Source organism: Sporosarcina sp. SG10008 (assembly GCF_044569405.1).
GTDB lineage: Bacteria > Bacillota > Bacilli > Bacillales_A > Planococcaceae > Sporosarcina > Sporosarcina psychrophila.
On record NZ_CP172607.1, the window covers coordinates 417,450 to 442,500 of the forward strand.

Here is a 25,051-nt window from a genome sequence, read left to right on the forward strand (position 1 = left end):
GGGACGATTCTGGATTTTGTTGCCTATTCGGTCTCTCTTCTTATAGTATAGAAACGAAGAACTAATTTGCGTTTGAGGTGTTAGAAATGAAAAATCCATACATATTTGGTTATTTACCGTTTGTAACAATTGTCTTATTCAGTTTAACATTCGGAGTATACACAGTTGGCGTGTCAGTGGAACTATTTAAAGGAATTGGTTTGTATGCCGGCATGCGAGAGTTTTTGACCGATATACAATTACGTATTTTTCTGCTAGTTATCTATGCATTGTTATTTTTTATGGTTTTTTCAGCGTTAAAATTGATTGCGGAAACGATTCATGAAACCGCGATGTTATTCTTTTCGAAGGATGTGGAGGGGAAATCGTATAGCGAAGCTCGCGGAGGCAATGTCATCTACTTTTTCGGCGCGCTTGCATCGGTAGGTGGCATCAATTCGATTAGCCTATTAACAGCTGTATTTTTACTGACAACGTTCATCTACTTCGTGTATGTCGTTTTCAAATTAAGCAAATACATGACAATCGTCAGCACGATTGGACTTCTCGTTTTTGAAATTCTGGTTTGGGCGATACTAGTTTCAACCATCATCTATATTCTGTTGAAGCTTTATAATGGGGTAATTGCGAGTTTGCCTTTCATTGGTAGTAAAACGGACTAGCCTTGTGAATGGCTAGTCCTGGAGTAGTGTGGAAAATATACGCAAATGAAGTTTCTGATCGCTCAAGAGCTTTAGAGATTGCGGACTATCATAGCCGACCCAGACAGCGGTTGTATAGTTATCGTTCAACCCTCCAACCCATAGATCTTTATAATGATCTGTGGTGCCGGTTTTTGCTCCCGTATACGAAGTTGTATAGGGGATACCCCGGCCAGTTCCGTTCAATACGACATCTGACATCATGCCGCGAATTTTGGTAACAGTAGTAGGAGACCAAACGTCCTCTTTGTCATCAGGCCATTCGTATAAAATAGTCCCAGCTCTATCCTTTACAGCGCGTATGGCATGGGGAGGGGTATATTGCCCATCAATGAAACTCGAATAAGCCCCCGCAAGTTCAAGCGGCGTCATCCCTTTTGCAAACCCACCGAGAGCAGCTGCATAGTTCATATCATGTTGTGTAACTGATTTGAATCCGAATGGTGCTATATAGCTGAATGCCTCTTCCACTCCAATCATTTGAAGCAATCTGACCGCTGCTGTATTATGACTTTGTCGAAAAGCCTCTTTTACCGTAACATTGCCATAAACGTAACCGCCGATATTTGTCGGGCAGTACGAGCCGATACAAATAGCACCACTGTTAATGGGGGTGTTTTCTGTATAGGAACTACTTTCAAACAGTGGAGCATAGACCAGAAGTGGTTTCATAGCCGAACCAGGTTGTCTGACAGCCTGGAATGCACGGTGAAAATCAGCTTTTTTATAGTTCTTACCGGCGAATAGGCTGATGATTTCACGGGTTTCATTGTCGATAACCGCGGCACCTGCTTGCACGCCTTTAGGGTGTAAAAGGGAGGAGATCGTTTGGTCATTTCGGCGCTGCTTTCCAGGGTTAAGTGCCGTTTCGATAATCAATCCTTTGGACAACACTTCAGCTGTCCGTTGTTTAATAATCGCTTCAAGGGCTATTTTTTCTGCATCATCTTTCGCATACGTCATTTTTTCAGATAAACCTTCGGACTGTGCTATGAGATCAGTAAGTTCCGCAAGTACATATGTACTGTAGGCAGGAAAGGCATTCGCTTTTTCCTTCAGATTTAATTGGATAGCTGTGTTTTTATGCACTTTAGATTCCTCGGAAGTCAGAACTCTATTTTTTGTCAGTATAGACAATAGGCGTTCCTGTCTTACTTTTGTCTGATCGAAATGGTTCAGTGGATCATATAAAGAAGGGTTGTTTGGGATCGCCGCAAGGAAGGCCATCTCCGCCTCATTCAGTGCATCTAAGGGTTTGCTGAAGTAATATGTCGCAGCGGCACCAATGCCGTACACTTGATGGCCAAAATACATTTCATTCATATACATTTCCAAGATTTCATCTTTTGTCGATTGTTTTTCAAGCTCGGCTGCGTAAAAAAGTTCCGTCAACTTACGTTCATAGGTCTTTTCAGTCGATAGAAAACGCATTCGCACGACTTGCTGTGTAATGGTAGAAGCACCTTGTCTGACATCGTCCGTTGCGGTATTGACAGCGAATGCACGCACGATTGCGGCTACATCATAGCCTTTATGCTCGAAAAAACCCGTGTCTTCACTTTCTAGGAACAGTTGACGCGCGAATAAGGGAATGGACGACAGCGGGAGTGGATCGCGCCACTCTATATATTCTTCTGCAAAAATGAGCCCATTGCCATCTTTCAACGTCACGGGGACATTGATCTTTGGGGATGACAGTTCAATGGAATCATTGATCTGGTCATTGAAGGATCCAGCGCTTTTCAATTCGACTGCAATGGCTTCTTGGACAATAAAGAGAATTGGTATGGTTAGAAGAATAAAGATGAAACCAATAACATGTTTCAATGGATTTGCACTCCGTTCAAGAAATCATTCACTAACAAAAATATAGCACACTCCGTCTAGTGAAGTGTGCTGTTTCTTAACTATGTGTCCTTTTATCCTCAGCAGCAAGAAAGTCCTCAAAGTCCTGTACGGGTTTTCGTTTGGCATAATAGAGAAAGGCAAACCCAACCAGGAATAGAACGCCAGTGACGATGAAGACAGACGAAATACCGATGAAACCACTGACGATTCCGCCAAACATTGGACCTATAATATTCCCGAGAAAACGGAAGCTGGTATTATAACCCATGACTTCTCCTTGAATATCGACTGGTGCCTCACGTCTAACTAGTGCAGTCGTTATAGGGATCATTCCACCGAGCGCAATACCGAACAGCAATCGCCAAAAGATAAGTTGCCACAGCTGTGTTACAAAAGCTTGTGGGATGATAAAGATAAATGATAGGAGTAGCAGAATTGACAACACTTTTTCGTAGCCAATGTCGTCACCAAGCTTGCCCCAGCGGCGTGCGAATAATAGATTGCCGACCCCTGCTGCACTGAAGGTAATCCCAGCTAGGAAAGCTACGTCTTTTGCATCCGTCAAATGAGAAACGTAAAGCGACAGAAGCGGCTGGATACTGAAGTTGCCTACTTGGATAAGTGCCGTAACAATCATAACGTTCAACATGAGCCGGTGATGTAGCAAGCCGCTAATAATCGCTTTACGGGAATACTGGATAGCTTTCGGATTTTTTACCCGTTTTTGTTCCTTGATGCCGAAGAGAACGATAAGTGTAGCGACAATTACGGAGATGGATGTAATGACAAAGGTATATTGGAAACCGAATGCATCTGCCAGTAAACCTCCAAATACAGGGCCGAATAATGTGCCTGTCACACTGCCCATCTGCAGAGTTCCTAGCATTTTTCCAGCTTCCTTCTTCGCAGTCTGTGAAGAGATAAACGCGAGTGAAGTTGGTATGAAACCTGTGACAACACCATTCAGTAGCCGAAGCAGGAAGAACATCTCTACGGAATCCACAAATCCCATTAGGAAAACGGAAGTTGCAATCCCGAAACCATTGATGATAAGAATAGGCTTAAAGCCATATTTATCGGCAACTCGGCCCCAAATCGGTGACATAATGAAAGCCGTGACAAATGAAGCGCCAAAAATAAGGCCAGACCATTTTTGAACATATGCTTCGGGATGATCGCCAAATGTTTCGATATAAAGGGATAGGAAGGGCATGATCATCGTCATTGTCCCTGCAACGAGGACGTTGGAAATCCAAATGATGATGAAATTCCGTTTTTGCACGTCCATTTAGAAAACCTTCTTTCTGTGTCGTGCTTTTCATTCAGTATAAAACAATTCGGAAAACGAAGGAAGTATCATGCTTATTCGTCGAAATAGATTGTTCAATATGATAAACTGATTCAGGGTGAATGTTAAATGAGGAAAATGTATTTCTCCCTTCTGACAATCGTTGGTCTCGTCTTACTTTCCGCTTGCGGAAATAGTACGTCTGAGAACAAAAAAACAGAAGAAGTAGTGTCTGCTGGCAAAGCGCCAGTGGAAGAAAATAGCACGAAGAACTCAGAGGAGGCAACAACAATGTATCCACAATTATCAAAAGAAGTAGCAGCAACTGAAGCATTAGTTATTATGAACACAACAATGGGGCCAATCAAAATCAAGCTTTTCCCTGAACAAGCACCAAAAACAGTTGAAAACTTCTTAACACATGCAGAAAACGGCTATTATGACGGTATTATCTTCCACCGTGTTATTGAAGACTTCATGATTCAAGGCGGCGACCCAACAGGAACTGGTATGGGCGGAGCAAGTATTTTCGGCGATACATTTGAAGACGAATTTACTATGGATCTATTTAACTTAAAAGGAGCTCTTTCAATGGCGAACGCTGGTCCAGGAACAAATGGCAGCCAGTTCTTCATCGTTCATGCTTCAGAAGTACCTGCTTCAGTTGATCAGCTGAAAAAAGGTGGATATCCAGCTGAAATCGCTGAAGCATATGGCGAAATGGGTGGAACTCCGCACTTAGACCAAAAACATACAGTATTCGGCCAAGTTATTGAAGGCATGGATGTTGTCGACAAAATTGCTAAAGTTAAAAAAGGGCGTCAAGATAAGCCTGTTGAAGATATTTCTATTGAATCAATCGAAATCCTTCAAAAGTAATTCGAATCATATAGAAATTTACAATGTGAGGAAGTGGATGTAAGTGAACGCACTATTAATGCCGTTCCTTTACTTTCCTGAAGACAAATCAGAATATATACCAGCCGCGATTTCAATGTTTTTCTTTGCGATTCTATTGGTACTTACATTCATGTGGATTCGACGCAAGTCGAAGAAACAGGAATTAGAAGCGAAAGAATTTGAAGAACGTATTTTACGTGAACGCCGCGAACAAAAAGAAAACGAGCATCCTCAAAATTGAGGATGCTCGTTTTCTTTTAAAAAATTGTAACGTCAACGTCGCGATCGTAACGTCAACTCCGTGATTGTAATCACAACTGTGCTAAATCACTCACTTAATGCAGTGATAAAACGGTTAACGCCGTCTTGAACAACTGAAAGCGGTGTTGCGACATTCATGCGAAGGAAGCCGCGTCCTGCTTCGCCGTATTTTGTACCTGGATCAAGGGCGAGTTTACCTTTATTCAACAACTTGTCCATTATTTCCGACTCGGTAAATCCAGTACCACGGTAGTCAATCCACAGAAGGTATGTACCATGCGGCTTAGCAATTTTTAAGGCAGGAATTGCAGCTGTTAGTTCATGAATTGCATAGTCCATATTGGTAGAAACTGTTTCCAGTAATTGTGCTAGCCATGGGCCTCCATCTTTATAGGCGGCAGTCAAAGCTGCGGCTGCAAAAGAGCTCAAATCCATTTGACCATGTGCCATTGCATTCAACGTAAGTTTCTCTCTCACACCTTCATCTGTAGCGATCATTAATGCTGCTTGGATACCTGCGAGGTTAAACGATTTTGTAGGTGCAACACACGTAATGATACGTCCTGCTTCTTCGTCAGCAAGCGTTGCGAGCGGAATATGTTTATGCCCTGAGAAGACTAGATCGGCGTGGATTTCATCCGATAAAATCAAGACATCATATTTTGTACACAGTCGTAACATTTCTTTCAATTCGCTTGCAGTCCAGACAATTCCACCAGGATTATGCGGATTGCATAAAATGAATAGCTTTACGTTTTGTTGCAGGCATTTCTCGAATTCTTCAAAGTCGATGGAGTACACACCGTTGTCCTCTTTCATAATACATTCGACCATATTTCGTCCTTGACGTTTAGGGACTTGGAAAAAGGGCGGATAGACTGGAGATGTGACAAGAATGCCGTCACCTGGATTCGTAAACGTTTCAACGACTGAAGCGATTGCCGGAACTACACCATGGTGGAATAACATCCATTCATTTTTGGTTTCCCATGCATGGCGTTCAGCAAGCCATGTACTTACTGCGTCTTTACAGCCTTCGCAAATATATGAGTAGCCGAAAACGGGATGATCGAGACGTTCTTTCAGCGCATCGATAACCACTTCCGGTGCAGCAAAGTCCATATCTGCAATCCACATCGGTAAAATATCGGATGCATCTTCGATTCCATAGATCATTTCCATTCGGTCCCATTTTACAGAACGTGATTTACGTCGTTCAATTACTTGTTCAAAGTTATTCATGGAAATCTCCTCTTTCCTTTTTTCTCTACTATGTTATCATAATCTAGACTATTGAGAAAAATAAGGTGACTCATTGTGCAAACTATAGAAATGAACAAAAAGGCAGTAGCACTTCTTGAACAATGGGACCCATTTGACGTAGGACCAAAAGCGTATGCACACGAAATCGTTGATGTCGTATCGGACTTACAACGTCTTGATCACCCAACCGACCTTGCAAAACGAATTCGGGAAATTTACGAACAATCTTATAAATTATGGATTCCAATCGAAAAGTGTGTTCAAATTTCTTATAAGCTGTTAGCGATTAAATACGAGGCGAAATGTATCGTCTGATTTTGATGTGGCTGTACCCATTTTAATACGGGTACAGTCTTTTTATACAATAAAACACGAAACCTGTTGATTAACCAAAAGTAACCAGTGAATAACATGATTACCAACTGGGCGCTACGTGTATAGTTGACTTTGGGTTGCTTTGGATTGAATGACTTCCATACGATTACCGAGATGTCTGGATATGTAGGGATACGACAAAGTCGCATCCCTACATATTTTTTTATAGAATATCATCTACTTTTTTCTTCCAAAACAACTGCGTTTTTCACTTGAATAGTGCAGGAACGTGGCAGGTAACTATTCCCAACAGAGCTACACTAGGACCCCTCAGTAAATCTGTCATGAATAGTTCGCCGAAAGCGTACCGGAAATGATCCAGTGAAAATGAAGGTCGTCAAGTCCTTCTCACCAGTATTTTATGCAGCTAAATGGTTAATCAACAGACGTGAAAAACACCCGCAAATCCAGTAACTGGATTTGCGGGTGTTTGCAGTACCATTAAAGTCCGAAAATCGATACGATGAAAATGACGATGATGGCGACAGGTGCGGCATACCTGACAAGGAATTTCCAAAGGCTGTTCATCACAGGATGCATGCGCAGCTCGTCGTCTGTTTGTGATTTCGTCAACACAAAGCCCGCGAATATCGAAACGAATAACGCACCTAAAGGCATACCGATTTTGCTCGTCAATGTGTCTGCAAAGTCAAAGATGGAACCGCCGAATATTTTCACGTCAGACAGGACACCGAATGACAGCGCACTTGGAATACCAACGATGAAGATAAGAATTCCAAATACCCATGCAGCACGTTTTCTACGCTCGATTTTCTCGCGGATCCCACTAGACACGACAATTTCAAGCATCGCAATCGATGAAGTAAGTGTAGCGAAAAGCATCAAGATGAAGAAAATAATCATAAACATATTGCCAAACGGAATCTGGCTAAAAATGGCTGGTAAAACGACGAAAATTAGCCCCGGTCCTTCTTCAGGTGAATGGCCGAGTGCGAACACTGCGGGAAATATAACAATACCAGCTAAAATTGAAATGGTAATATTTAAAATCGCAACGTTCATTGCCGATTGCCCTAACTTTTCTTCTTTCGGTAAATAAGATGCATAGGTCATCATTGCTGTCACCCCAACGCTCAGTGAGAAGAAAGCTTGACCAAGTGCAAGTAAAAACGTAGAACCTGTCAAGTGAGACCAATCAGGCACAAATAGGAATCGAACACCTTCCATTGCACCATCCAATGTTAATGAACGGATTGCAAGAATGATGAAGAATATGAACAGCATTGGCATCATCCACCTGCTCGCCCGCTCAATACCTCCCTTAATACCACTTTGTACAATCCAAATTGTCAGCCCCATGAACACGGCCTGAGCAAATAGAACTTCTACTGGATTGGCGATGATTGTATTGAAAAGATCGCCATGATTCGTAGCATCGAGTTTGAAGAAAATAGCTCGTGTTAAATAGGAAAGAATCCAACCCCCGACCACGCTATAAAATGACAGGAGAATGAATGAAACTGCAAGTCCCATCCAGCCAATCAAAGGCCACTTTTTACCTGGCGCCAATCGTTTTAGTGATGTAATTGCATCAGCCTGACCCATACGTCCGATGACGAACTCTGCAAGCAAAATTGGAAGTCCGATTGCAATTGTACAAATAATGAACAGTAGAATGAAAACACTTCCGCCGTTCATCCCTACCATGTATGGGAATTTCCATATTGCACCGAGTCCGATCGCACTGCCGGCAGCAGCGAGAACGAAACCAATTTTTGACGACCATTGATCACGTTGTTTCATAGATATTCACTCATTTCATTAGGATACAGATTTTCTAATTGTACACTAACTAAAAACGAATACCATGGTAATTTGAAACAAATTACGATGTCAATCTATCTTTGGTATAATTGAAATAATTAGACATTTCGTAATGAAGGAGTGGGTTGCCTGTGGAAGAATCTGAGTTGATGCAAAAGGTGAGAGCTGGAGAGAAGGATGCTTTTGAAAAATGGATGGACATTTATTCAGGAGACATTGAACGTTTCGTCATCCAGTATGGTTGTACGTTAAAACAGGCAGCTGATTTAGCGGAAGAAACGTTTAGAAATTTACATAGCCAGTTAGATTCCATTAGCAATGAAGAGTCGCTTGTGTGCACGTTATATAAAAAGGCATTAAAAAGTCTGGCATTTGTTCAACAAACTGATGCGCCGAATGAAACGATATTTCCATTTGAAGAGGATCAGGAATTGCATGACCAGATTGTAAACCTTGAAATGGGATATAAAGTACCGTTCATTCTTTCACAATTCCACAAGCTGGATGATTCAGAGATTGTGAAAATTACAGACACCTCCCTAGAAACAGTTGAACAAGCTATCACGGTGGCATTCCGTGATTTGGGAGATGCGCAATTGAAAAAGAGGTTGGAATTCCTCAATAAGTCATATAGGCGCATGAAGTCTTCGTTCAGAAAAGAGCAGGTTTTTGCAAAGCCTCAACAGGAGATACGGACAACTGGAAAATTGAAACAAACAATATCAAAGAAGGCCATGATTTCCTGGATTGCCGGAATCATAGTGCTGCTGTCGCTTGTAATAATTCCTATAGTTACAGGGGAAGAATACAAAAAAACTTCAGCTGAAAAATATGTAGAACGGTTGAAGGAGTCATTTGAGCAAGAAATAGGGGGCCGCTATTCTGAACTGGGCCTTATTGAATCGACCGAGGAAGACAAACTAGACTATAACTATATATGGTATGGCAATCAAGCACGCGCTGATTTTGAGTCGATGATAAAAAGATATGAGGGCGTTATTGACAAAACTGGTACTTTGAATAAAAAGAAGATAGAGGATGAGTATGGAAAAATAATTAACAAATTGGAATTACCATCTGAAATGGCTAACCGATTAGTAAAAAAACCGCTTGCGAACGATAAAGCGAAAAGTGGAGAATTCATGAAGGGCTATTTGGAAAAGTATGACGTACTCCAACAAGCTTATTTCATGACATTTATCAAACATGAACAGATTACCGCAGATGCAATCGCTAACGAATCTTTTGCTGCCGATAAGTTTATTCAGAAGAAAGATACATATCCTGAAGACTTGCAACAAGCATTAGATGGGATGATTAAACAAAACATCTATCCAACTTTTATTAAGGGATTTGGCACATTAGCTCTAAGTTACGGTAAGAATGACTTCAGCGCAAAGATTCGATCTTCAATCCACGAAGATTTTGGTGGTTTTTTCACATTATTGGAATCTGCACCTTTCGTATCGTATCCGGGACTAGCGCATTCCTTAGAAGACTCGGTTGCTTTTTTATTGGACATGGAAAAAACATTGTTGTCAACAACTATCAATGATGAAAAGACTAACATGCTCAGTTGGACTTACAACGAACTCTTTTATGTAATCGTCGGGGCGGCGGAACTTGATCGTATATTTGGCGATGATGGCAAGGTGAAAACGGAGTTTCGCGAAGGATGGGAACGAATCGCTTCTGCCGGTGAAGGCTCTCCAGCAGCTTATATTATGCAAATGATCATCTCCGAAATGGATGCAACAGATTGGACGGAGTCAAAAAGCCTCAATCGTTTAGGAATATATGACGTTCATCAAGCATTGGAGCTTGCGAAAGCAGGAAAACTTGAATCGTTTAGCATAAGCGGGATTATGCAAACTGAAACGGGTATGGAAATTGTGACGCTTCCCAATCCTAGCTTTGAGAACGTAGTTCAAGAGACATATTATTCATTCTCCTTGTATCATGATCTTTCTAAATTAAAAGGAGTCAGTCCCTTGGTTATTATTGGTGTTTACTTTTACGCGAATGAACAAAAAGATCCAGAGACGATGTGGCATCTTTATAGTAAAACAAAAAATGTAGTCAAACTTGAAGAATTCGTTGATGAATGGAGTCAATTTGATATAGATCTTTATAGTTTCGATAGTCTGCAATTTGATGGTAGCGAAGAAACGGCGGGTTCAATCGGATTTCAGCGTGGAAATACTCTTTCTGTTAGTACGCAGATGGCTTTGAATGAAGATTTCGTATGGGAAATCGAGCAGATTATTTTAAGTTTGATGTTTTTTTGAATAAGGGGGGACTTCGTACATGGAAGAATCCGGTGGGGTTGAAGAAGCAAAGAATGGAGATCTTGCGGCATTTGAAAAATGGATGGATCTTCATTCAGGCAACTTAGAACGGTTTGCCATTCAATGTGGCTGTACACGAGAATCGGCAGGGAAGGTTACGGAAGAGACGTTTCGAACGTTCTTTACGGATTTGGGAAAATTGAATGATGAGGAACGGCTCCGGTATGACTTATATAGAATGGTGTTAGAAATGCTTGTACATATTCAACGGATGGAGCCTTTACAAGAGTCCATTTTGTCGTTTGAAGAGGATCAGCAATTGCATGAAAAGATTATGAATCTTGAAGAAAAAGCTAAGCTATCGTTAATTCTTTCCCAATTTCATGGAATGAATGAAGTAGAGATAGCAACGATTACGGGTATTTCCGCAGATGCTGTCGAAGAGTCCATCGCACAAGGGGTCAAACAACTGACTGTTGAAATTGACAGCTTACTTTTGGAGAAACGGCTGGAATTCCTTCATAAATCATATGGGAGAATTAGTTCTTCATTCAGAAAAGATCAGGTTTTCGCGAAACCACAAAAGGAAATACAAGCTACTAAGAAATTGAAACAAAAGATATCAAAGAAAGCTATGGTTTCATGGATTGCCGGAATTATTGTCTTATTGTTACTTGTTATGCTTCCTGCTGTGACGGGGGAGGAGTATAAAAAAGCGTCAGCCGAAAAATACGTGGAACAGCTTAAAGTATCTTTTGAGGAAGAAATAGCGAGTCGCCATGCTGTATTGGGTTTGACGGAACCAACTGAAGAAGATAAACAAGAGTATTATTATTTTGGATATGGCAAACAAGCACGTGAGGACTTTGAAGTGATGATCCAAAGAGAAGAACGAGTTATTGCGGAAATTGGCAGGATTGATAAAAAAAGTATTGGTAAACAGTATGACGAAATCGTTAAAACACTGACATTGCCATCTAAAATGGTCGAACAGCTCGTTAAAAGTCCTCTCACAAGTGATAAAGAAAAAAGTGCGGAATTTATAATTGAGTACGTGAAACAGATTAATGAAATACAAAATGCCTACAGTACATTTTTTTTTAGATATCATCAATTTATTGATGAAGCTACAGTTGACGAAACCGTTAATATTGAAAAGTATCTTGAAATGAAAGAGTCCTACCCTAAAGAATTACAGAAGGCGTTAAATAGTATGGAGAAACAAAATCTTTATCTGTTACCTTTTTATTCGAGTTATGCCAAAACTGAGTTAAGTGCTCAAATTAAAGCTTCGATTCATAAAGATTTTAAAGGCTATATAGCTTTTTTAGAATCCTCATCAATCGATTATTATTCGAAGCCGGCTAGTTCCTATATTGAACTAATGGCTAATTTGGTAGAAATAGAAAACACACTGCTAGCAAATGTGGAAATTGAAATTCCTTATACATCGCTGGAGGATTATTACTCTTGGTTAGTTTATTTAATGGTCGTCGGCTCTGAAACGAATCAGATCGTTGGTTTCGACGGAAAGGTAACAGAAGAAGTTAAATCTATTTGGATGAAAGTTGCTGCTAATGGAGAAGGATCGCCATCTGCTTTTATAATGCAAAAAGTTATAAACGAAATGGAAGCGAGCGGATGGACAGAATCTGAAACACAAAGCCATTTAAATCTATACCATCTTGGTTATGCAGTGGAACTTGCCAGGAAGGGAAGACTTCATACCTTTGAGATGAGCGGAATTCTACAATCGGATAGGGGTCTTAGTAGTGTCACTTTTCCCGATTCTTCTTTTGAGGATTTAGTTGAGAAGACTTACGAACTTTACTCAACAGGTCATGATTCTGCTGTGTTAAAAGATGTACATCCATTGGTCGTTTTTGCAGTTTATTGTTTTGCGAATGACCATGAAGATCCGGAAACGATGTGGCATCTGTATAATCCCGAGGATGATTTACATACTCTCGAAGAGTATATAAGTGGATGGAGAAAAGTGGATGTCAATCTTTACGAAATGAAGAGTCTATTGTTTGACGGAAGGGAATCTTCGACGGGTTCAATCGGATTTGAGCGAGGAAGTATGAATTTTTTTGATGCTGAGATGGTATTGGATGAGACTGCTGGATGGAAAATTAAACATATTGATTTAAACTTTATGAAGTCTGAATAAGTTACCTGTGTACTTTTTAAAAGGAGTTGACTCTGTATTAAGGAATCAAATTTTATTCAAAAGGTAAAAGATGGAGATTTGGTTATGTTTGAAGAGTGGGTGGATATGTATTCACCTGACATTGAACGTTTTGCGTTTCAGTATGGATGTTCTTTAGTGGAAGCTGCAGAAGTAGCCGAGGAAACATTTCATACAATTTACACCAATTTAGAGAAACTGGCTGATGGTAAGCGATACATTTATAAAACTGCTTTGGAAAAGCTTGGGCAAGTTGAACAAACGAATCCACGGCTGGCTAGTCCTATTCCATTTAAGGAAGACGCTGAATTTCATTCGGAAATAATAAAGCTTGATGAAAAATACCGTGTGCCACTTGTTCTTCATTTATTCCATGAATTTAGCTTTGAAGAGATTAATGAAGTTATGGCTATTCCACTTGATGAAGTAGTAGCGAATATTCAAGCCGCGAGAGAATTGCTAAGAGAAGCAATAGGCTATCCGCCGCAAGATGTTTTCAAAAAACGCGTCGAGTTTCTTTGGATGTCATATGATCGTCTTCCTCTACTTTTTAATGTGGTCAATGTAAGTAGGGGGGAACATACTCCAGTCATTAATGAAAGCAAGAAGTTAAGCCGAAAAGGATGGATCACTGTCATTATTCTTGGTTTCCTGCTGATTGGTATAGTGGGGAGTACATATTTTACAGGTGAAGAATGGGAACTACGGTCGGACCGTAAGTATATTGACAAGTTGAAAAAAGAATATGCTAAGAAGGTTGATGAAAAGAAAGCAATTTTAGGCGTAAGTGAGGATATATTTAACCAAATCCCTTTTATTGCGGACGCTAATGAACAAGTAAATACCATGCTAGTGGGGCTTGAGAATAAAAATCGTGAAGGTGGAAAAATCGACCGCCAATTAGCGGATGACAAGTTGCTTGAGGTAAATGAAATGATGAAATTGCCATCAGAGCTTGCAGACGAATTATTTGCGGCTCCTCTCGTAAACGATGTAGAAAAAAGTATGATGTTTGCTGAACATTATCTTAGAAAAGCAGATGGAATTAAATATTCACTTTACGAATTATTCGCTGATGATTACGATAAGCTGCAAGAATCGCTTGCAAATGGAACATTTGATGCCGAAGTCATTTTGTCTCAAAAAGACGAGTACTCTGAAAGTACCCGTAGTGCAATTGCGGCTCTAATAAATCAAGATTTAGCGTTACCTCAACTTCCTATCACTTCAACGACACAACGCACTATTCGACTAATGGATAGTGTATTCATTGGACGTCTTCGAGCTGCACTGCATGAAGCGGCCGGTAGCTATCTTACGCAATACGAGAAGGAACCGTTTATCATGAACGAAAAACTGTTGTATTCACTTGATGAAACCATTGAAATTATGGAGGAAATGGAAAAAACACTTGTCGCGGCGAGGCAAAATCAATGGTTGGGACATGTCGTAGAAGGAACCATGATTAACCTCCTTGAAATGATACTTCAAGGCAGAACAATTGAAGAATTCAAAAGTAGCGATGGTTCAATTAGTGAAGTACATCGCAACGCATGGAAACAGCTCGCGTCGCTCGGTCCTGATTCGGGATTAGGGGTAATCATGGCAAAGGTTGTCGAGGAGATGGAGGAGTCCGATTGGAAACGCTCTGAATTGTATAGTTCGCTAGACGATTGGAGAGTTTATGAAGCTTATTCACTTGCGGTAGAGGGGAACTTGGAACACTTTGGTATGAAACCTTTGAAGGAAATGTATGATGATTTGACTTTTTGGCTGCCCAACGATCAATTCAATGTCGAGATTGAAAATTTATTTAATGAATTTTCGGATGCATATGACAGGGATGTCCTGAAAAATGTTCACCCCCTATTAATCTTGGATCTATATTATTACGCAAACGACAAGGAAGATTCAGTCATGATGTGGCATTTAACTGAGCCAGCATCCCGTGAGGCGAGTCTAGATGAATATGAAACAAACGATTGGGTGAAGGAAATTGCTCTTTTGGATGTCACTGACTCAATCAGATACAATCCGTCATTGATCATGGATGATGGCCACAAAGTACTTGTGCCAATTGAATTCGAACGAAATGGAAAAATGTATTACAATGTTTGGATGACTTATGCGAAAGACCAAGTATGGCAAGTGGAAAAAATCGTCATCGAAGAGGGAGAACTTTGAGTAGTTCAGGAAAAAACTACCAAACATTTTCATCTACTTTTTGCTCGAGACTTGCAAACATGATATAATTTTAAGTGGCCTTAAGGGCAGAATCGATAACAAAATAGATTGGGAGCTGTTTTAAATGGCGCGAAAATATGAAGTAGGCGAAGAGTTTTCGGGCAAAGTGACAGGTATCCAGCCGTATGGTGCATTTGTTGCACTCGATGGTGAAACACAAGGACTTGTACACATATCTGAAATCACATACGGATTCGTAAAAGACATTAATGAATATCTAACTGTGGGGCAAGAGGTCCAAGTGAAAGTACTGGAAGTCGACGAAGCTGCAGGTAAGATTAGTCTATCAATTCGTGCTCTTCAAGAAGCACCGGCTGCAACACGAAAAGAAGACCATCCGCGCAAGTCACTGCAAGCGCGTGTTGACGAAAGTGATGCAGAAGGATTCAATTCATTGAAAGACAAACTTCAAGACTGGATCGAAAAGTCTGGGCAGTAATGGAACACAGCCAAAGTTCGCGACGTCCTGTCGCAATGGCTGCATGACCCACATCCTGTAGCTAGACAATAAAAAGTGAGGAAAAAGGCATAATCGCCTTTTTCCTCACTTTTTTAATTTCCGCAGCCGGTACTGCAAATTCTGCCTGCTCATACCAAGCGCATTTGCAGTTTTTGTGACGTTCTTATCATTGAGTTTCATCGCTTTTTGTAAGTAATAGGCTTCCGCTTCACGCAGAAACTGTTCAAGCGGTAGTAGCTCTTTGCCAGGTTGGACTATGAAATCAGCAGCTTGCATCGGTTCGTCGGTGATATCCGCGCTTTTCATCCTGAAATGGAATGGAAGCAAATCATAGGTAATGGCAGTCTCGGTCATCGCTAGAGAAGAGATTTCGTCGAGAAGAAACTCGAGCTCCCGGGTATTTCCAGGCCATTCATACCCGAGGAAAAGATGTTCAACTTCGGGTGTAATATCTTTAAGTGTGGAACCGTAGCGTTCATTGCGCCGTTCCAAATAAGCAGAAATGAACGGTAATATATCTTCTTTTCGTTTTCGCAGAGGCGGAATTCGAATTGTAAATGAAGCAAAGAAATAATATAAGTCTTTTAATAATGTGCCCGAAGCGATTAATTCTACAGGGTCATCCCCGATACTTGCGATGAATTGCTTATTACTGTTAGGTGATTTCAAAAGAATCGATAGCAATTTTTGCTGTAATGGAATGGATAATAAATCGATTCTTTCACAAAATAATGTAAGAGGATCCTCTACATTTAAATCTTTATCTAAGCGTCCTATAAGGATTGGGTCTGAACTATGACAGAACAGGGTATAGAGTACGGTGCTGGAAGGTGATAATTCATTATGTATGCTTTCAGCGATAAGATCTTTACCTGTACCTGTTTCACCGATTAACAATACCGGTAATTTTGCTTTCGCTGCTTTTTTTGCAGTCGCAATAACCACTTTCATAGGCGGGGAGGAAGCAATTATTTGATTGAATGTTACAGGATCACTACTTTTTCGAAATGGCTGAAGAACGAATTTCTCGAGAGCTGTTACGTCACGGGCTAATTCAACAGCTCCAATGAGAGTTTGTTGGTTAAAGATTGGATATGTGTCATTAATGGATGTGATTTCTGTACCTTTTCGGTTCCAGTACGTTTGTTTTACATTTAGTTGTTCTTTGCCGCTTTGCAAAACTTTTAACAGTGTACTTTCTTCTTGGTCGAAATTGAAAAGTTCTAAAATTGAACGATCACCCACATCTTCGAGTGCAAGTCCTTCGATTTCTTTCATCTTTTCATTATAGATGACAGTTCGACCATTGTTGTCAACGGCATGTATACCAACCGCGGCACGACGCACTGCAAACTCATAAAAAGGGAAGAGTGAATCGTCTATATTCTTCAAAATAATCACCTTCCAAATACTTTTTTTGAAAAACTAATGAATAATGCTTGATATCTGCAACAATCTTTTGCATTATTATATATGTAATCAATTACTAAGTGCAAATAATATTTGCGTTTCATAATTAAAGAGGAGGAATAATATGATTCCATATAAACACGAACCATTCACAGATTTCACGGTAGAAGAGAATAAACAAGCTTTCCTTGAAGCTTTAAAGCAAGTTGAAGGATACCTTGGTCAAGACTATCCACTTATTATTGGTGGAGAGCGCATCATGACTGAAGAAAAGTTAGTATCAAGAAACCCTGCAAACAAAGAAGAAGTAATCGGTAGCGTTTCTAAAGCAAGCAAAGACCTTGCTGAAAAAGCGATGAAAATTGCTGACGAAACATTCAACACGTGGAAGAAAGTTAAACCTGAATTCCGCGCAGACGTATTATTCAAAGCTGCTGCAATCATCCGCCGCCGCAAACACGAATTCTCAGCATTACTTACTAAAGAAGCAGGTAAACCTTGGAATGAAGCAGATGCTGATACAGCTGAAGCAATCGATTTCCTAGAGTTCTATGCGCGCAAAATGCTTGAACTTAAAAATGGTATCCCTGTTGAAAGCCGTCCAGGCGAATTCAACCGTTTTGACTACATTCCTCTTGGAGTTGGCGTTATCATCTCTCCATGGAACTTTGCATTCGCAATCATGGCGGGAACGACAGTTGCTGCTCTTGTAACAGGAAATACAGTACTTCTTAAACCTGCATCGACAACACCAGTTGTTGCATACAAATTCATCGAAGTACTTGAAGAAGCGGGCATGCCAACAGGCGTTGTCAACTACATCCCAGGTTCTGGTGCTGAAGTGGGCGACTATCTAGTTGATCACCCAAGAACACGCTTTGTGTCATTCACTGGTTCACGTGAAGTAGGAACACGCATCTACGAACGCGCGGCTAAAGTGAACGAAGGCCAAATCTGGTTGAAACGCGTTATCGCTGAAATGGGCGGTAAAGATACAATTGTTGTTGATAATGAAGCAGATCTAGAACTTGCTGCACAATCAATCGTGAAATCTGCATTCGGATTCAGTGGACAGAAATGTTCAGCTTGTTCACGTGCGATCATTCACGAAGACGTTTATGACCAAGTTGTTGAACGTGTTGGCGTATTGACAAAAGAATTGACGTACGGTGATCCAACTGAGCTATCAAACTTCACTGGCCCAGTAATCGATCAAGCGTCATTCGACAAAGTTATGAGCTACATCGAAATCGGTAAAACAGAAGGTCGTTTAATCGCAGGAGGAACAGGCGACAGCTCGAAAGGATTCTTCGTTGCACCAACGGTTATTGCGGATCTTGATCCAAAAGCGCGCGTTATGCAAGAAGAAATCTTTGGCCCAGTTGTCGGTTTGTCGAAAGCGAAGAGCTTCACTGAAGCTATCGAATTTGCAAACAACACGGATTACGGCCTAACTGGCGCTGTCATCACAAACAACCGTCATCACATCGAACAAGCTCGTGAAGATTTCCATGTAGGTAACTTGTACTTCAACCGTAATTGCACTGGTGCAATCGTTGGTTACCAACCGTTTGGTGGATTCAACATGTCGGGGACAGATTCAAAAGCTGGCGGACCGGATTACCTACAACTTCATATGCAAGGTAAAACAACTTCAGAAACACTATAAGAAAAGCGTAAGCGCCTTGGTAGACCCGAAAAGCGCTGGAGGGCCTGAAGATAAATGCGCTCTTTGCCTTTAACTTAAGGACTGAAGCGACTCGAGGAGCTAGGCGCTGGAGCTAGACACTAAGAAAAGCGGAGGGCGCCTGCACAAAAAGGAATGCAGCCTAAGTGCGCCACTTCCTGTGGCAACAGCTGCATGACCTACATCCTGTAGGCCCGCGACAGGCATAAGGCGGACCGGCGACGCGGTGAACTCCCCGCATAGCTGGGCTGACTTATGACCCGAGCATCTGGCGCCCGGAGCTAGACACTGATTTATCAGACCCATCTATTTGGGTGGGTCTGTCTTTACATATAAAGGGGAGGGAAATGTATGTCGGTATCAGAAAAAGTAATTGTTCAAACGGAGAAATTTGGGGCAAACAACTATCATCCACTGCCAATCGTTATTTCTGAGGCACAAGGGGTTTGGGTAAAAGATCCTGAAGGTAATAAATTTATGGATATGCTTTCCGCGTATTCAGCAGTAAACCAGGGGCATCGTCATCCGAAAATTATTCAAGCATTGAAAGACCAAGCTGATAAAGTAACGCTTACTTCCCGTGCTTTCCACAATGACCAACTTGGTCCATGGTATGAAAAGATTTGTGAACTGTCAGGCAAAGAAATGGCACTTCCTATGAACACAGGAGCTGAAGCTGTTGAAACAGCTATTAAAGCAGCACGCCGCTGGGCTTATGACGTTAAAGGGATCGCAGAAGACCAAGCAGAAATCATTGCGTGTGAAGGCAACTTCCATGGTCGTACAATGACAGCTGTTTCACTATCTTCAGATGCTGAATATAAACGTGGATTTGGTCCAATGCTTCCAGGCATCGACCTTATTCCCTACGGAGATATCAAAGCACTTGAAGCAGCAATTACACCAAATACTGCTGCATTCCTTATCGAACCGATTCAAGGTGAAGCAGGTATTATTATTCCGCCAGCAGGTTATATGAAAGCAGCACGTGAACTTTGTAAAAAGAATAACGTTCTATTTATTGCAGATGAAATTCAAGCCGGCCTGTGCCGTACTGGAAAAATGTTTGCATGTGAATGGGAAGACATGGATCCGGATATGTATATCCTAGGTAAAGCACTAGGTGGCGGCGTATTCCCAATATCTTGTGTACTTGCTGACAAATCTGTTCTTGGTGTATTCAATCCAGGATCACACGGTTCAACTTTTGGTGGAAATCCTATGGCCTGTGCAGTATCAATCGCGTCTTTAGAAGTGCTGGAAGAAGAAGAACTGGCGAAAAAATCTCTTGAACTCGGAAATTATTTCATGGAAGAGTTAAAGAAAATTGAACATCCGTCGATTAAAGAAGTACGCGGACGCGGATTGTTCATAGGTGTTGAGTTAACTGAAGCTGCTCGTCCATATTGTGAAGAGTTGAAAGAGCTTGGATTACTATGTAAAGAAACACACGATACAGTGATTCGTTTTGCTCCGCCACTCATTATCACAAAAGAAGAATTGGACTGGGCAATAGGTAAAATTAAAAAAGTTTTCGTTAACTAAAATACTTAACAATATAAGTGTCCGATATGTTACAATATATGCATAGAAAACATTATGAATCAAAGAGGCGAATCATTAAATGACTGAAAACCTGAATCTGTTTACGTCTACACAAGCTCTTTTTAAAGATGCACTTGATAAACTAGGCTACGATGAAGGAATGTACGAACTTCTAAAAGAACCACTTCGTATGATTGAAGTACGTATTCCTATAAAAATGGACGATGGCAAAGTAAAAGTCTTCACGGGTTACCGTGGACAGCATAACGATGCAGTTGGACCAACAAAAGGTGGCGTACGATATCACCCGCAAGTAACGTTAGAAGAAGTAAAAGCACTTTCTATGTGGATGACATTAAAAGCTGGCATCGTCGACCTACCATATGGCGGCGGTAAAGGTGCAATCGTTTGTGATCCACGTGAAATGTCTATGGGTGAACTTGAACGACTAAGCCGCGGTTATGTCCGTGCCTTAAGCCAAGTAATGGGACCTAACAAAGATATCCCAGCTCCAGACGTCTTCACAAATGCGCAAATAATGGCATGGATGATGGATGAATATAGCCGTATTGACGAATTCAACTCACCTGGCTTCATTACAGGTAAACCAATCGTTCTTGGTGGATCGCAAGGTCGTGACCGTGCGACTGCCGAAGGGGTAACAATCATTATCGAGGAAGCGGCGAAACGTCGTGGAATTGATATGAAAGGTGCACGTATCGTAATTCAAGGTTTCGGAAACGCGGGTAGCTTCCTATCTAAGTTCCTTCATGATGCTGGCGCGAAAGTAATCGGAATTTCCGATGCTTATGGTGCCCTTCATGATCCAGAGGGTCTTGATATCGATTACTTACTAGACCGTCGCGATAGCTTCGGAACAGTAACTACACTTTTCGATAACACGATTTCGAACCAAGAATTACTTGAACTCGATTGCGATATTCTTGTGCCTGCGGCAATCTCTAATCAGATTACTGAAAAAAATGCACATAATATCAAAGCAACGATTGTTGTTGAAGCAGCAAATGGGCCGACTACAACTGAAGGAACTAGAATTCTTAAAGAACGTGGAATTCTACTTGTTCCCGATGTTCTTGCAAGTGCGGGCGGCGTAACAGTTTCATACTTTGAGTGGGTCCAAAACAACATGGGCTACTATTGGACTGAAGAAGAAGTGCGCGAAAAAATGACGAAAAAAATGGTTGAAGCATTTGAGAACGTATATACAACTGCGGAAACTCGTAATATCGACATGCGCCTAGCAGCATATATGATTGGTGTTCGTAAAACTGCGGAAGCATCACGTTTCCGTGGTTGGGCATAATCAAAACAATAAAGGCATCTCCCGGTTTAAACGGGAGATGCCTTTATACTTTTTCAGGAACCGAAACAATTACCTCATCGTGATCCTGCCGCTGATTAAATAGCAAGCCAAGGTTGATGAGACCTGAAACTCCTATGATGATATAAATAAATCGTGCGAGCGGTTCCGCGGAACCACCTGCGAATTGTGCAACAACGTCGAAACGGAATATTCCTGCTACTCCCCAATTGAGTGCACCGATAATTGTCAGTGCTAGAGCTATTTTATGAACTTTACTCATTTTGCAACACCTCCTTAAATTACTATGCCCAGAAGACTGATTTTCATACGCGCACCTTTATTTTTGCAAAATGGTTTATTGTTTCGGATAATGAAAGAATAAAGGGAGGCAATATAGAATGAATGAATTTGTATTCCATAATCCAGTTAAGCTTATTTTTGGAAAAGGCCAACTTCAGAAATTATCACAAGAACTAGCGAATTACGGTAAAAAGGTGCTTGTCGTTTATGGGGGCGGCAGCATCAAGAGAAATGGTCTATATGATGAAGTAATGGCGATTTTAAAAGAGAATGATATGGAGGTACATGAACTTTCAGACGTTGAGCCAAATCCGCGTGTGTCAACTGCGCGAAAGGGTGCGGAGATTTGTAAGGAAAAAGACATCGACGTTATCTTAGCAGTTGGCGGAGGATCAGTTATCGACTGTGTAAAACTTATTGCATCGGCAGCGAAATATGAAGGTGATGCATGGGATCTTGTAACAAGGAAAGCGTTCGCGGAAGATGCAATCCCATTTGGTACAGTTTTGACACTTGCAGCAACAGGTTCGGAAATGAATGCCGGATCTGTTATTACTAATGAAGAAACGGAAGAGAAATATGGATGGGGCGGTCCGTTTAATTACCCGAAATTCTCTATTCTTGACCCAACCTATACATTATCTGTACCCAAAGACCAGACGATTTATGGGATTGTTGATATGATGTCCCATATTTTTGAACAATACTTCAATAATGCAAAGAACACGCCTGTACAAGATGAGATGTGTGAAGGTGTGCTACGTGCAATAATGGATAATGCACCAAAGCTTGTCGAAGACTTGGAGAATTATGATTTACGTGAGACGATTTTATTTGCGGGTACTATAGCGTTGAATGGCTTCCTTCAAATGGGCTATCAAGGAGACTGGGCGTCACATGATATCGAACATGCTGTGTCCGCGGTTTATGATATCCCGCACGCAGGTGGGCTTGCGATTCTTTTCCCACATTGGATGAATCATAATGTTAACGTTAATCCTGCGCGATTTGCCAAGCTTGCTGTCAACGTATTTGGAGTTGCACCAGAAGGTAAGACGCAGGATGAGGTCGCGTTTGAAGGGATCGCACGTCTAAGAGCATTTTGGACGTCTATTGGAGCGCCTGAAACGCTTGCCCATTATGACATCGATGATTCGAAACTGGATTTGATGGCAGAAAAAGCAACAGTCAACGGGCCACTTGGGCAATTCAGCAATCTAAATAAAGAGGATGTACTATCAATTTTAAAAGCTTCATTATAAGAGAATTAAAAACGTCACGCCGGGGTTATCTCCGGCGTGACGTTTTTGTTATTCAGGGAATTTTGAACCGAATTGCTTAATTGCATCAGTGGAATTGGACCTTTTCCATGTTGACACACCGTCATCTTCATCAAAAGAAATTAAAACGTCCTGTACACCTTTTTGATTGAGGATAATAGTCATGAGTCGGTCCCGCACATCGTCGACATAGGCTACTGTATGGGATGGGTCAACTTCTGCGACAATTTCAACATGAAGGAATTCGCCTTCTTTGATAACTTCAATACGTTGAATATCTTTTACATCGGGATCTTCAGCAACGAGTAGGGAAATGTGATTGAGCATTTCCTCGTCCGTTTCCCCGATTGCACCACGTGCATTTTCGAGAAATACTTTACCAACCACATAGAACATCATCATACCAATCATAATGGATGCAATGCCTTCCGCTACAAGTAGCCCAAGGAAATGAGCCAACAGGACAGCGAAAAATGCGAGAAGTCCGCCTAGTGTTGCGACAAAATCTTCCATGAATACGAGTTTTGTTGCGGGTTTAGCACGATTGAGGTTTTTAAAACCTAGTGTAATGGGAGCCATCCCACCTTTATCAATCCCTGCTTCATGAAGTATCTCTTTACCCGCCTTGTAAAGTACAATGCATTCCAAAATGATACCTATACCAAGAACAGAGAGATTTATAATTAAATTTCTCATTCCGCCTGACTCAGATGGATTTACGATATGATGCCACCCGCCTATGATAGCCTCATAGGACATGATTCCAACTATAATGACAGCGCCCAGACAAACTAAATTTACGACACGGCCGAATCCATTAGGATATTTCGGGGTGGGTGCTTTTTTCGAAAGAGCAGAACCAACGAAAACGAAAAACTGGTTCGCTGCATCACCAAATGAGTGCATCATTTCTGCAAACATAGCCACATTTCCAGTGAAGAAGAATGCAATGGCTTTTAAACAAGCGATTACTGTGTTAACAATTGCTGCGAGTAGTGAGGGCTTGTTGCCTTCTTTTAAAAGTTTTAGTATGTCTCTCATAATTTTCCTCCGTTATGGGAATATTTCGATTTCAACCGATTCGATATAAGGTAGTGTCGACAACTCGATATACAAATTAGACGTATGTCTTTTGGGAAGTGCTGAGATTCGAAAATGAAGTTCGTGCTGTACTTGAAGATCCCTTGATAGAATTTGCCGAATCCGCAAATTCTCGATTGTCATGCTTTCTATCTTCAGGTAAGTAATGAGATCTTCAATCTTTGATTTGTCCGATAACACTACAATGAAGGAAGCTTCTTTTGTACGAAGTCTCTTTGGCCCCAATTTATCAAGTGCAGGTGCAAGGACTTCGATGACAAACATCACGGCTAGTACAGCAAACGCAGCTTCAATATAAAAACCGGCCCCAACAGCAATCCCGATACTTGCCGCTCCCCAAATCATAGCTGCCGTCGTTAACCCAGTAATGCTGTCATTACCTCTACGCAGGATGGCTCCAGCTCCGAGGAATCCGATACCGCTGACAATTTGGGCAGCTAAGCGGAGCGGATCCATCGTTACGTTAATATCATTCCGCGCTGGAACGAGATAAGCTGCTTCTATAGAGACGACAGTCAGAAGGCAGCTAAAAGTGGCGATAACAGCACTCGTTTTTAATCCAATCGGTTTCTTCTTTATTTCCCTCTCCACGCCAATAACTAAACTTAAAACTAAAGCGAGCGTGATTTTAATTAACACTTCGGGATACATCGCTTCATTTGCAATCCAAGTCATAATCGTTCCCCCCTAGTAATGTCCTCTCTTAATTACCATGTTATACTTACAACTATCTATTGTCTAAAAAGATAGAGATGTAACCTAATTCCTTTTGAAAGAGATGTGTTAGAAATGGAAAAGCC

General features: G+C 41.2%; 21 protein-coding genes (1 of these 21 running past the window's edge). 13 read left to right on the forward strand and 8 right to left on the reverse strand.

The features are described from left to right. The first annotated feature begins 86 nt into the window (after window positions 1-86). On the forward strand, window positions 87-662 hold the full coding sequence (locus ACGLYD_RS02135; RefSeq protein ID WP_338653359.1) for a YufK family protein: 576 nt from the start codon (window positions 87-89) through the stop codon (window positions 660-662). 12 nt (window positions 663-674) lie between these two features. Here the strand turns inward: ACGLYD_RS02135 and ACGLYD_RS02140 are convergent, their stop codons facing one another. Then, entirely contained in the window at window positions 675-2,528 is a 1,854-nt protein-coding gene (locus tag ACGLYD_RS02140) for a transglycosylase domain-containing protein (RefSeq protein WP_399631100.1), read from the reverse strand. A 76-nt stretch (window positions 2,529-2,604) separates the two neighbouring features. Continuing rightward, window positions 2,605-3,837, reverse strand: a complete 1,233-nt coding sequence (locus ACGLYD_RS02145; protein WP_067206427.1) for an MFS transporter — start codon at window positions 3,835-3,837, stop codon at window positions 2,605-2,607. Window positions 3,838-3,966: 129 nt separating this feature from the next. Here ACGLYD_RS02145 and ACGLYD_RS02150 point away from each other — a divergent pair, with 129 nt between their 5' ends. Beyond that, a complete protein-coding gene (locus ACGLYD_RS02150; protein ID WP_269465605.1) occupies window positions 3,967-4,716 on the forward strand; it encodes a peptidylprolyl isomerase in 750 nt (249 codons plus the stop codon). Window positions 4,717-4,759: 43 nt separating this feature from the next. Next, complete coding sequence (locus ACGLYD_RS02155) at window positions 4,760-4,978, forward strand: hypothetical protein (RefSeq protein WP_231885773.1); 219 nt, start codon at window positions 4,760-4,762, stop codon at window positions 4,976-4,978. 86 nt (window positions 4,979-5,064) lie between these two features. Here the strand turns inward: ACGLYD_RS02155 and ACGLYD_RS02160 are convergent, their stop codons facing one another. Then, window positions 5,065-6,240 carry a MalY/PatB family protein gene (locus ACGLYD_RS02160; protein ID WP_187046923.1) on the reverse strand — a complete coding sequence of 392 codons (1,176 nt, stop codon included), beginning with the start codon at window positions 6,238-6,240 and terminating at the stop codon, window positions 5,065-5,067. Between the two features lie 75 nt (window positions 6,241-6,315). Between ACGLYD_RS02160 and ACGLYD_RS02165 the strand changes: the two genes are divergently transcribed. Then, on the forward strand, window positions 6,316-6,576 hold the full coding sequence (locus ACGLYD_RS02165; protein ID WP_338653350.1) for a DUF1871 family protein: 261 nt from the start codon (window positions 6,316-6,318) through the stop codon (window positions 6,574-6,576). A 501-nt stretch (window positions 6,577-7,077) separates the two neighbouring features. On the opposite strand, the gene ACGLYD_RS02170 is transcribed toward ACGLYD_RS02165, so the two are convergent. Continuing rightward, window positions 7,078-8,400 carry a sodium-dependent transporter gene (locus ACGLYD_RS02170; protein ID WP_187046925.1) on the reverse strand — a complete coding sequence of 441 codons (1,323 nt, stop codon included), beginning with the start codon at window positions 8,398-8,400 and terminating at the stop codon, window positions 7,078-7,080. A 152-nt stretch (window positions 8,401-8,552) separates the two neighbouring features. Between ACGLYD_RS02170 and ACGLYD_RS02175 the strand changes: the two genes are divergently transcribed. From ACGLYD_RS02175 to yugI, 4 genes are all read left to right on the forward strand, one after another. After that, entirely contained in the window at window positions 8,553-10,709 is a 2,157-nt protein-coding gene (locus tag ACGLYD_RS02175) for an RNA polymerase sigma factor (protein ID WP_399631105.1), read from the forward strand. Between the two features lie 19 nt (window positions 10,710-10,728). Further along, window positions 10,729-12,882, forward strand: a complete 2,154-nt coding sequence (locus ACGLYD_RS02180; protein ID WP_399631108.1) for an RNA polymerase sigma factor — start codon at window positions 10,729-10,731, stop codon at window positions 12,880-12,882. A gap of 84 nt (window positions 12,883-12,966) precedes the next feature. Then, window positions 12,967-15,084, forward strand: a complete 2,118-nt coding sequence (locus ACGLYD_RS02185) for an RNA polymerase sigma factor (RefSeq protein WP_399631110.1) — start codon at window positions 12,967-12,969, stop codon at window positions 15,082-15,084. A 124-nt stretch (window positions 15,085-15,208) separates the two neighbouring features. Then, the gene (yugI, locus tag ACGLYD_RS02190) at window positions 15,209-15,583 is read left to right on the forward strand and encodes a S1 domain-containing post-transcriptional regulator GSP13 (RefSeq protein WP_067206445.1); all 375 of its coding nucleotides are present in this window, start codon (window positions 15,209-15,211) and stop codon (window positions 15,581-15,583) included. A 105-nt stretch (window positions 15,584-15,688) separates the two neighbouring features. Here yugI and ACGLYD_RS02195 read toward each other — a convergent pair whose 3' ends face one another. Next, window positions 15,689-17,005 carry a sigma 54-interacting transcriptional regulator gene (locus ACGLYD_RS02195; protein ID WP_399631113.1) on the reverse strand — a complete coding sequence of 439 codons (1,317 nt, stop codon included), beginning with the start codon at window positions 17,003-17,005 and terminating at the stop codon, window positions 15,689-15,691. Window positions 17,006-17,138: 133 nt separating this feature from the next. Between ACGLYD_RS02195 and pruA the strand changes: the two genes are divergently transcribed. The 3 genes from pruA (at window position 17,139) to ACGLYD_RS02210 (ending at window position 21,570) form a co-directional block, all read left to right on the forward strand. Beyond that, window positions 17,139-18,683, forward strand: coding sequence for an L-glutamate gamma-semialdehyde dehydrogenase (gene pruA / locus ACGLYD_RS02200; RefSeq protein ID WP_338653339.1), 1,545 nt, complete (start codon window positions 17,139-17,141; stop codon window positions 18,681-18,683). A 369-nt stretch (window positions 18,684-19,052) separates the two neighbouring features. After that, complete coding sequence (locus ACGLYD_RS02205) at window positions 19,053-20,246, forward strand: ornithine--oxo-acid transaminase (protein ID WP_067206454.1); 1,194 nt, start codon at window positions 19,053-19,055, stop codon at window positions 20,244-20,246. A 79-nt stretch (window positions 20,247-20,325) separates the two neighbouring features. Further along, window positions 20,326-21,570: a Glu/Leu/Phe/Val dehydrogenase gene (locus tag ACGLYD_RS02210; protein ID WP_067206457.1), complete on the forward strand. Its 1,245-nt coding sequence runs from the start codon at window positions 20,326-20,328 to the stop codon at window positions 21,568-21,570. A gap of 43 nt (window positions 21,571-21,613) precedes the next feature. Here ACGLYD_RS02210 and ACGLYD_RS02215 read toward each other — a convergent pair whose 3' ends face one another. Beyond that, on the reverse strand, window positions 21,614-21,850 hold the full coding sequence (locus ACGLYD_RS02215; protein ID WP_067206459.1) for a DUF378 domain-containing protein: 237 nt from the start codon (window positions 21,848-21,850) through the stop codon (window positions 21,614-21,616). Window positions 21,851-21,968: 118 nt separating this feature from the next. Here ACGLYD_RS02215 and ACGLYD_RS02220 point away from each other — a divergent pair, with 118 nt between their 5' ends. Continuing rightward, window positions 21,969-23,132, forward strand: a complete 1,164-nt coding sequence (locus tag ACGLYD_RS02220; RefSeq protein ID WP_067206462.1) for an iron-containing alcohol dehydrogenase — start codon at window positions 21,969-21,971, stop codon at window positions 23,130-23,132. Between the two features lie 48 nt (window positions 23,133-23,180). On the opposite strand, the gene ACGLYD_RS02225 is transcribed toward ACGLYD_RS02220, so the two are convergent. Both ACGLYD_RS02225 and ACGLYD_RS02230 read right to left on the reverse strand, forming a co-directional pair. Continuing rightward, window positions 23,181-24,191: a cation diffusion facilitator family transporter gene (locus ACGLYD_RS02225; RefSeq protein WP_067206465.1), complete on the reverse strand. Its 1,011-nt coding sequence runs from the start codon at window positions 24,189-24,191 to the stop codon at window positions 23,181-23,183. Window positions 24,192-24,203: 12 nt separating this feature from the next. Then, window positions 24,204-24,926, reverse strand: a complete 723-nt coding sequence (locus ACGLYD_RS02230; RefSeq protein ID WP_067206468.1) for an MgtC/SapB family protein — start codon at window positions 24,924-24,926, stop codon at window positions 24,204-24,206. A 114-nt stretch (window positions 24,927-25,040) separates the two neighbouring features. Between ACGLYD_RS02230 and ACGLYD_RS02235 the strand changes: the two genes are divergently transcribed. Further along, on the forward strand, window positions 25,041-25,051 hold the beginning of the coding sequence (locus ACGLYD_RS02235; protein WP_067206471.1) for a DMT family transporter. It continues 892 nt past the right edge of the window; only the first 11 of its 903 coding nucleotides appear in the window; its start codon is at window positions 25,041-25,043; its stop codon lies beyond the right edge, outside the window.

Excerpts from the sequence above, each read along its gene's own strand:
- ACGLYD_RS02135 (WP_338653359.1), top strand. The coding sequence starts at position 87 with ATGAAAAATCCATACATATTTGGTTATTTACCGTTTGTAACAATTGTC.
- ACGLYD_RS02145 (WP_067206427.1), bottom strand. The coding sequence starts at position 3,837 with ATGGACGTGCAAAAACGGAATTTCATCATCATTTGGATTTCCAACGTC.
- ACGLYD_RS02150 (WP_269465605.1), top strand. The coding sequence starts at position 3,967 with ATGAGGAAAATGTATTTCTCCCTTCTGACAATCGTTGGTCTCGTCTTA.
- ACGLYD_RS02160 (WP_187046923.1), bottom strand. The coding sequence starts at position 6,240 with ATGAATAACTTTGAACAAGTAATTGAACGACGTAAATCACGTTCTGTA.
- ACGLYD_RS02170 (WP_187046925.1), bottom strand. The coding sequence starts at position 8,400 with ATGAAACAACGTGATCAATGGTCGTCAAAAATTGGTTTCGTTCTCGCT.
- ACGLYD_RS02180 (WP_399631108.1), top strand. The coding sequence starts at position 10,729 with ATGGAAGAATCCGGTGGGGTTGAAGAAGCAAAGAATGGAGATCTTGCG.
- ACGLYD_RS02185 (WP_399631110.1), top strand. The coding sequence starts at position 12,967 with ATGTTTGAAGAGTGGGTGGATATGTATTCACCTGACATTGAACGTTTT.
- yugI (WP_067206445.1), top strand. The coding sequence starts at position 15,209 with ATGGCGCGAAAATATGAAGTAGGCGAAGAGTTTTCGGGCAAAGTGACA.
- pruA (WP_338653339.1), top strand. The coding sequence starts at position 17,139 with ATGATTCCATATAAACACGAACCATTCACAGATTTCACGGTAGAAGAG.
- ACGLYD_RS02205 (WP_067206454.1), top strand. The coding sequence starts at position 19,053 with ATGTCGGTATCAGAAAAAGTAATTGTTCAAACGGAGAAATTTGGGGCA.
- ACGLYD_RS02210 (WP_067206457.1), top strand. The coding sequence starts at position 20,326 with ATGACTGAAAACCTGAATCTGTTTACGTCTACACAAGCTCTTTTTAAA.
- ACGLYD_RS02215 (WP_067206459.1), bottom strand. The coding sequence starts at position 21,850 with ATGAGTAAAGTTCATAAAATAGCTCTAGCACTGACAATTATCGGTGCA.
- ACGLYD_RS02220 (WP_067206462.1), top strand. The coding sequence starts at position 21,969 with ATGAATGAATTTGTATTCCATAATCCAGTTAAGCTTATTTTTGGAAAA.
- ACGLYD_RS02225 (WP_067206465.1), bottom strand. The coding sequence starts at position 24,191 with ATGAGAGACATACTAAAACTTTTAAAAGAAGGCAACAAGCCCTCACTA.
- ACGLYD_RS02230 (WP_067206468.1), bottom strand. The coding sequence starts at position 24,926 with ATGACTTGGATTGCAAATGAAGCGATGTATCCCGAAGTGTTAATTAAA.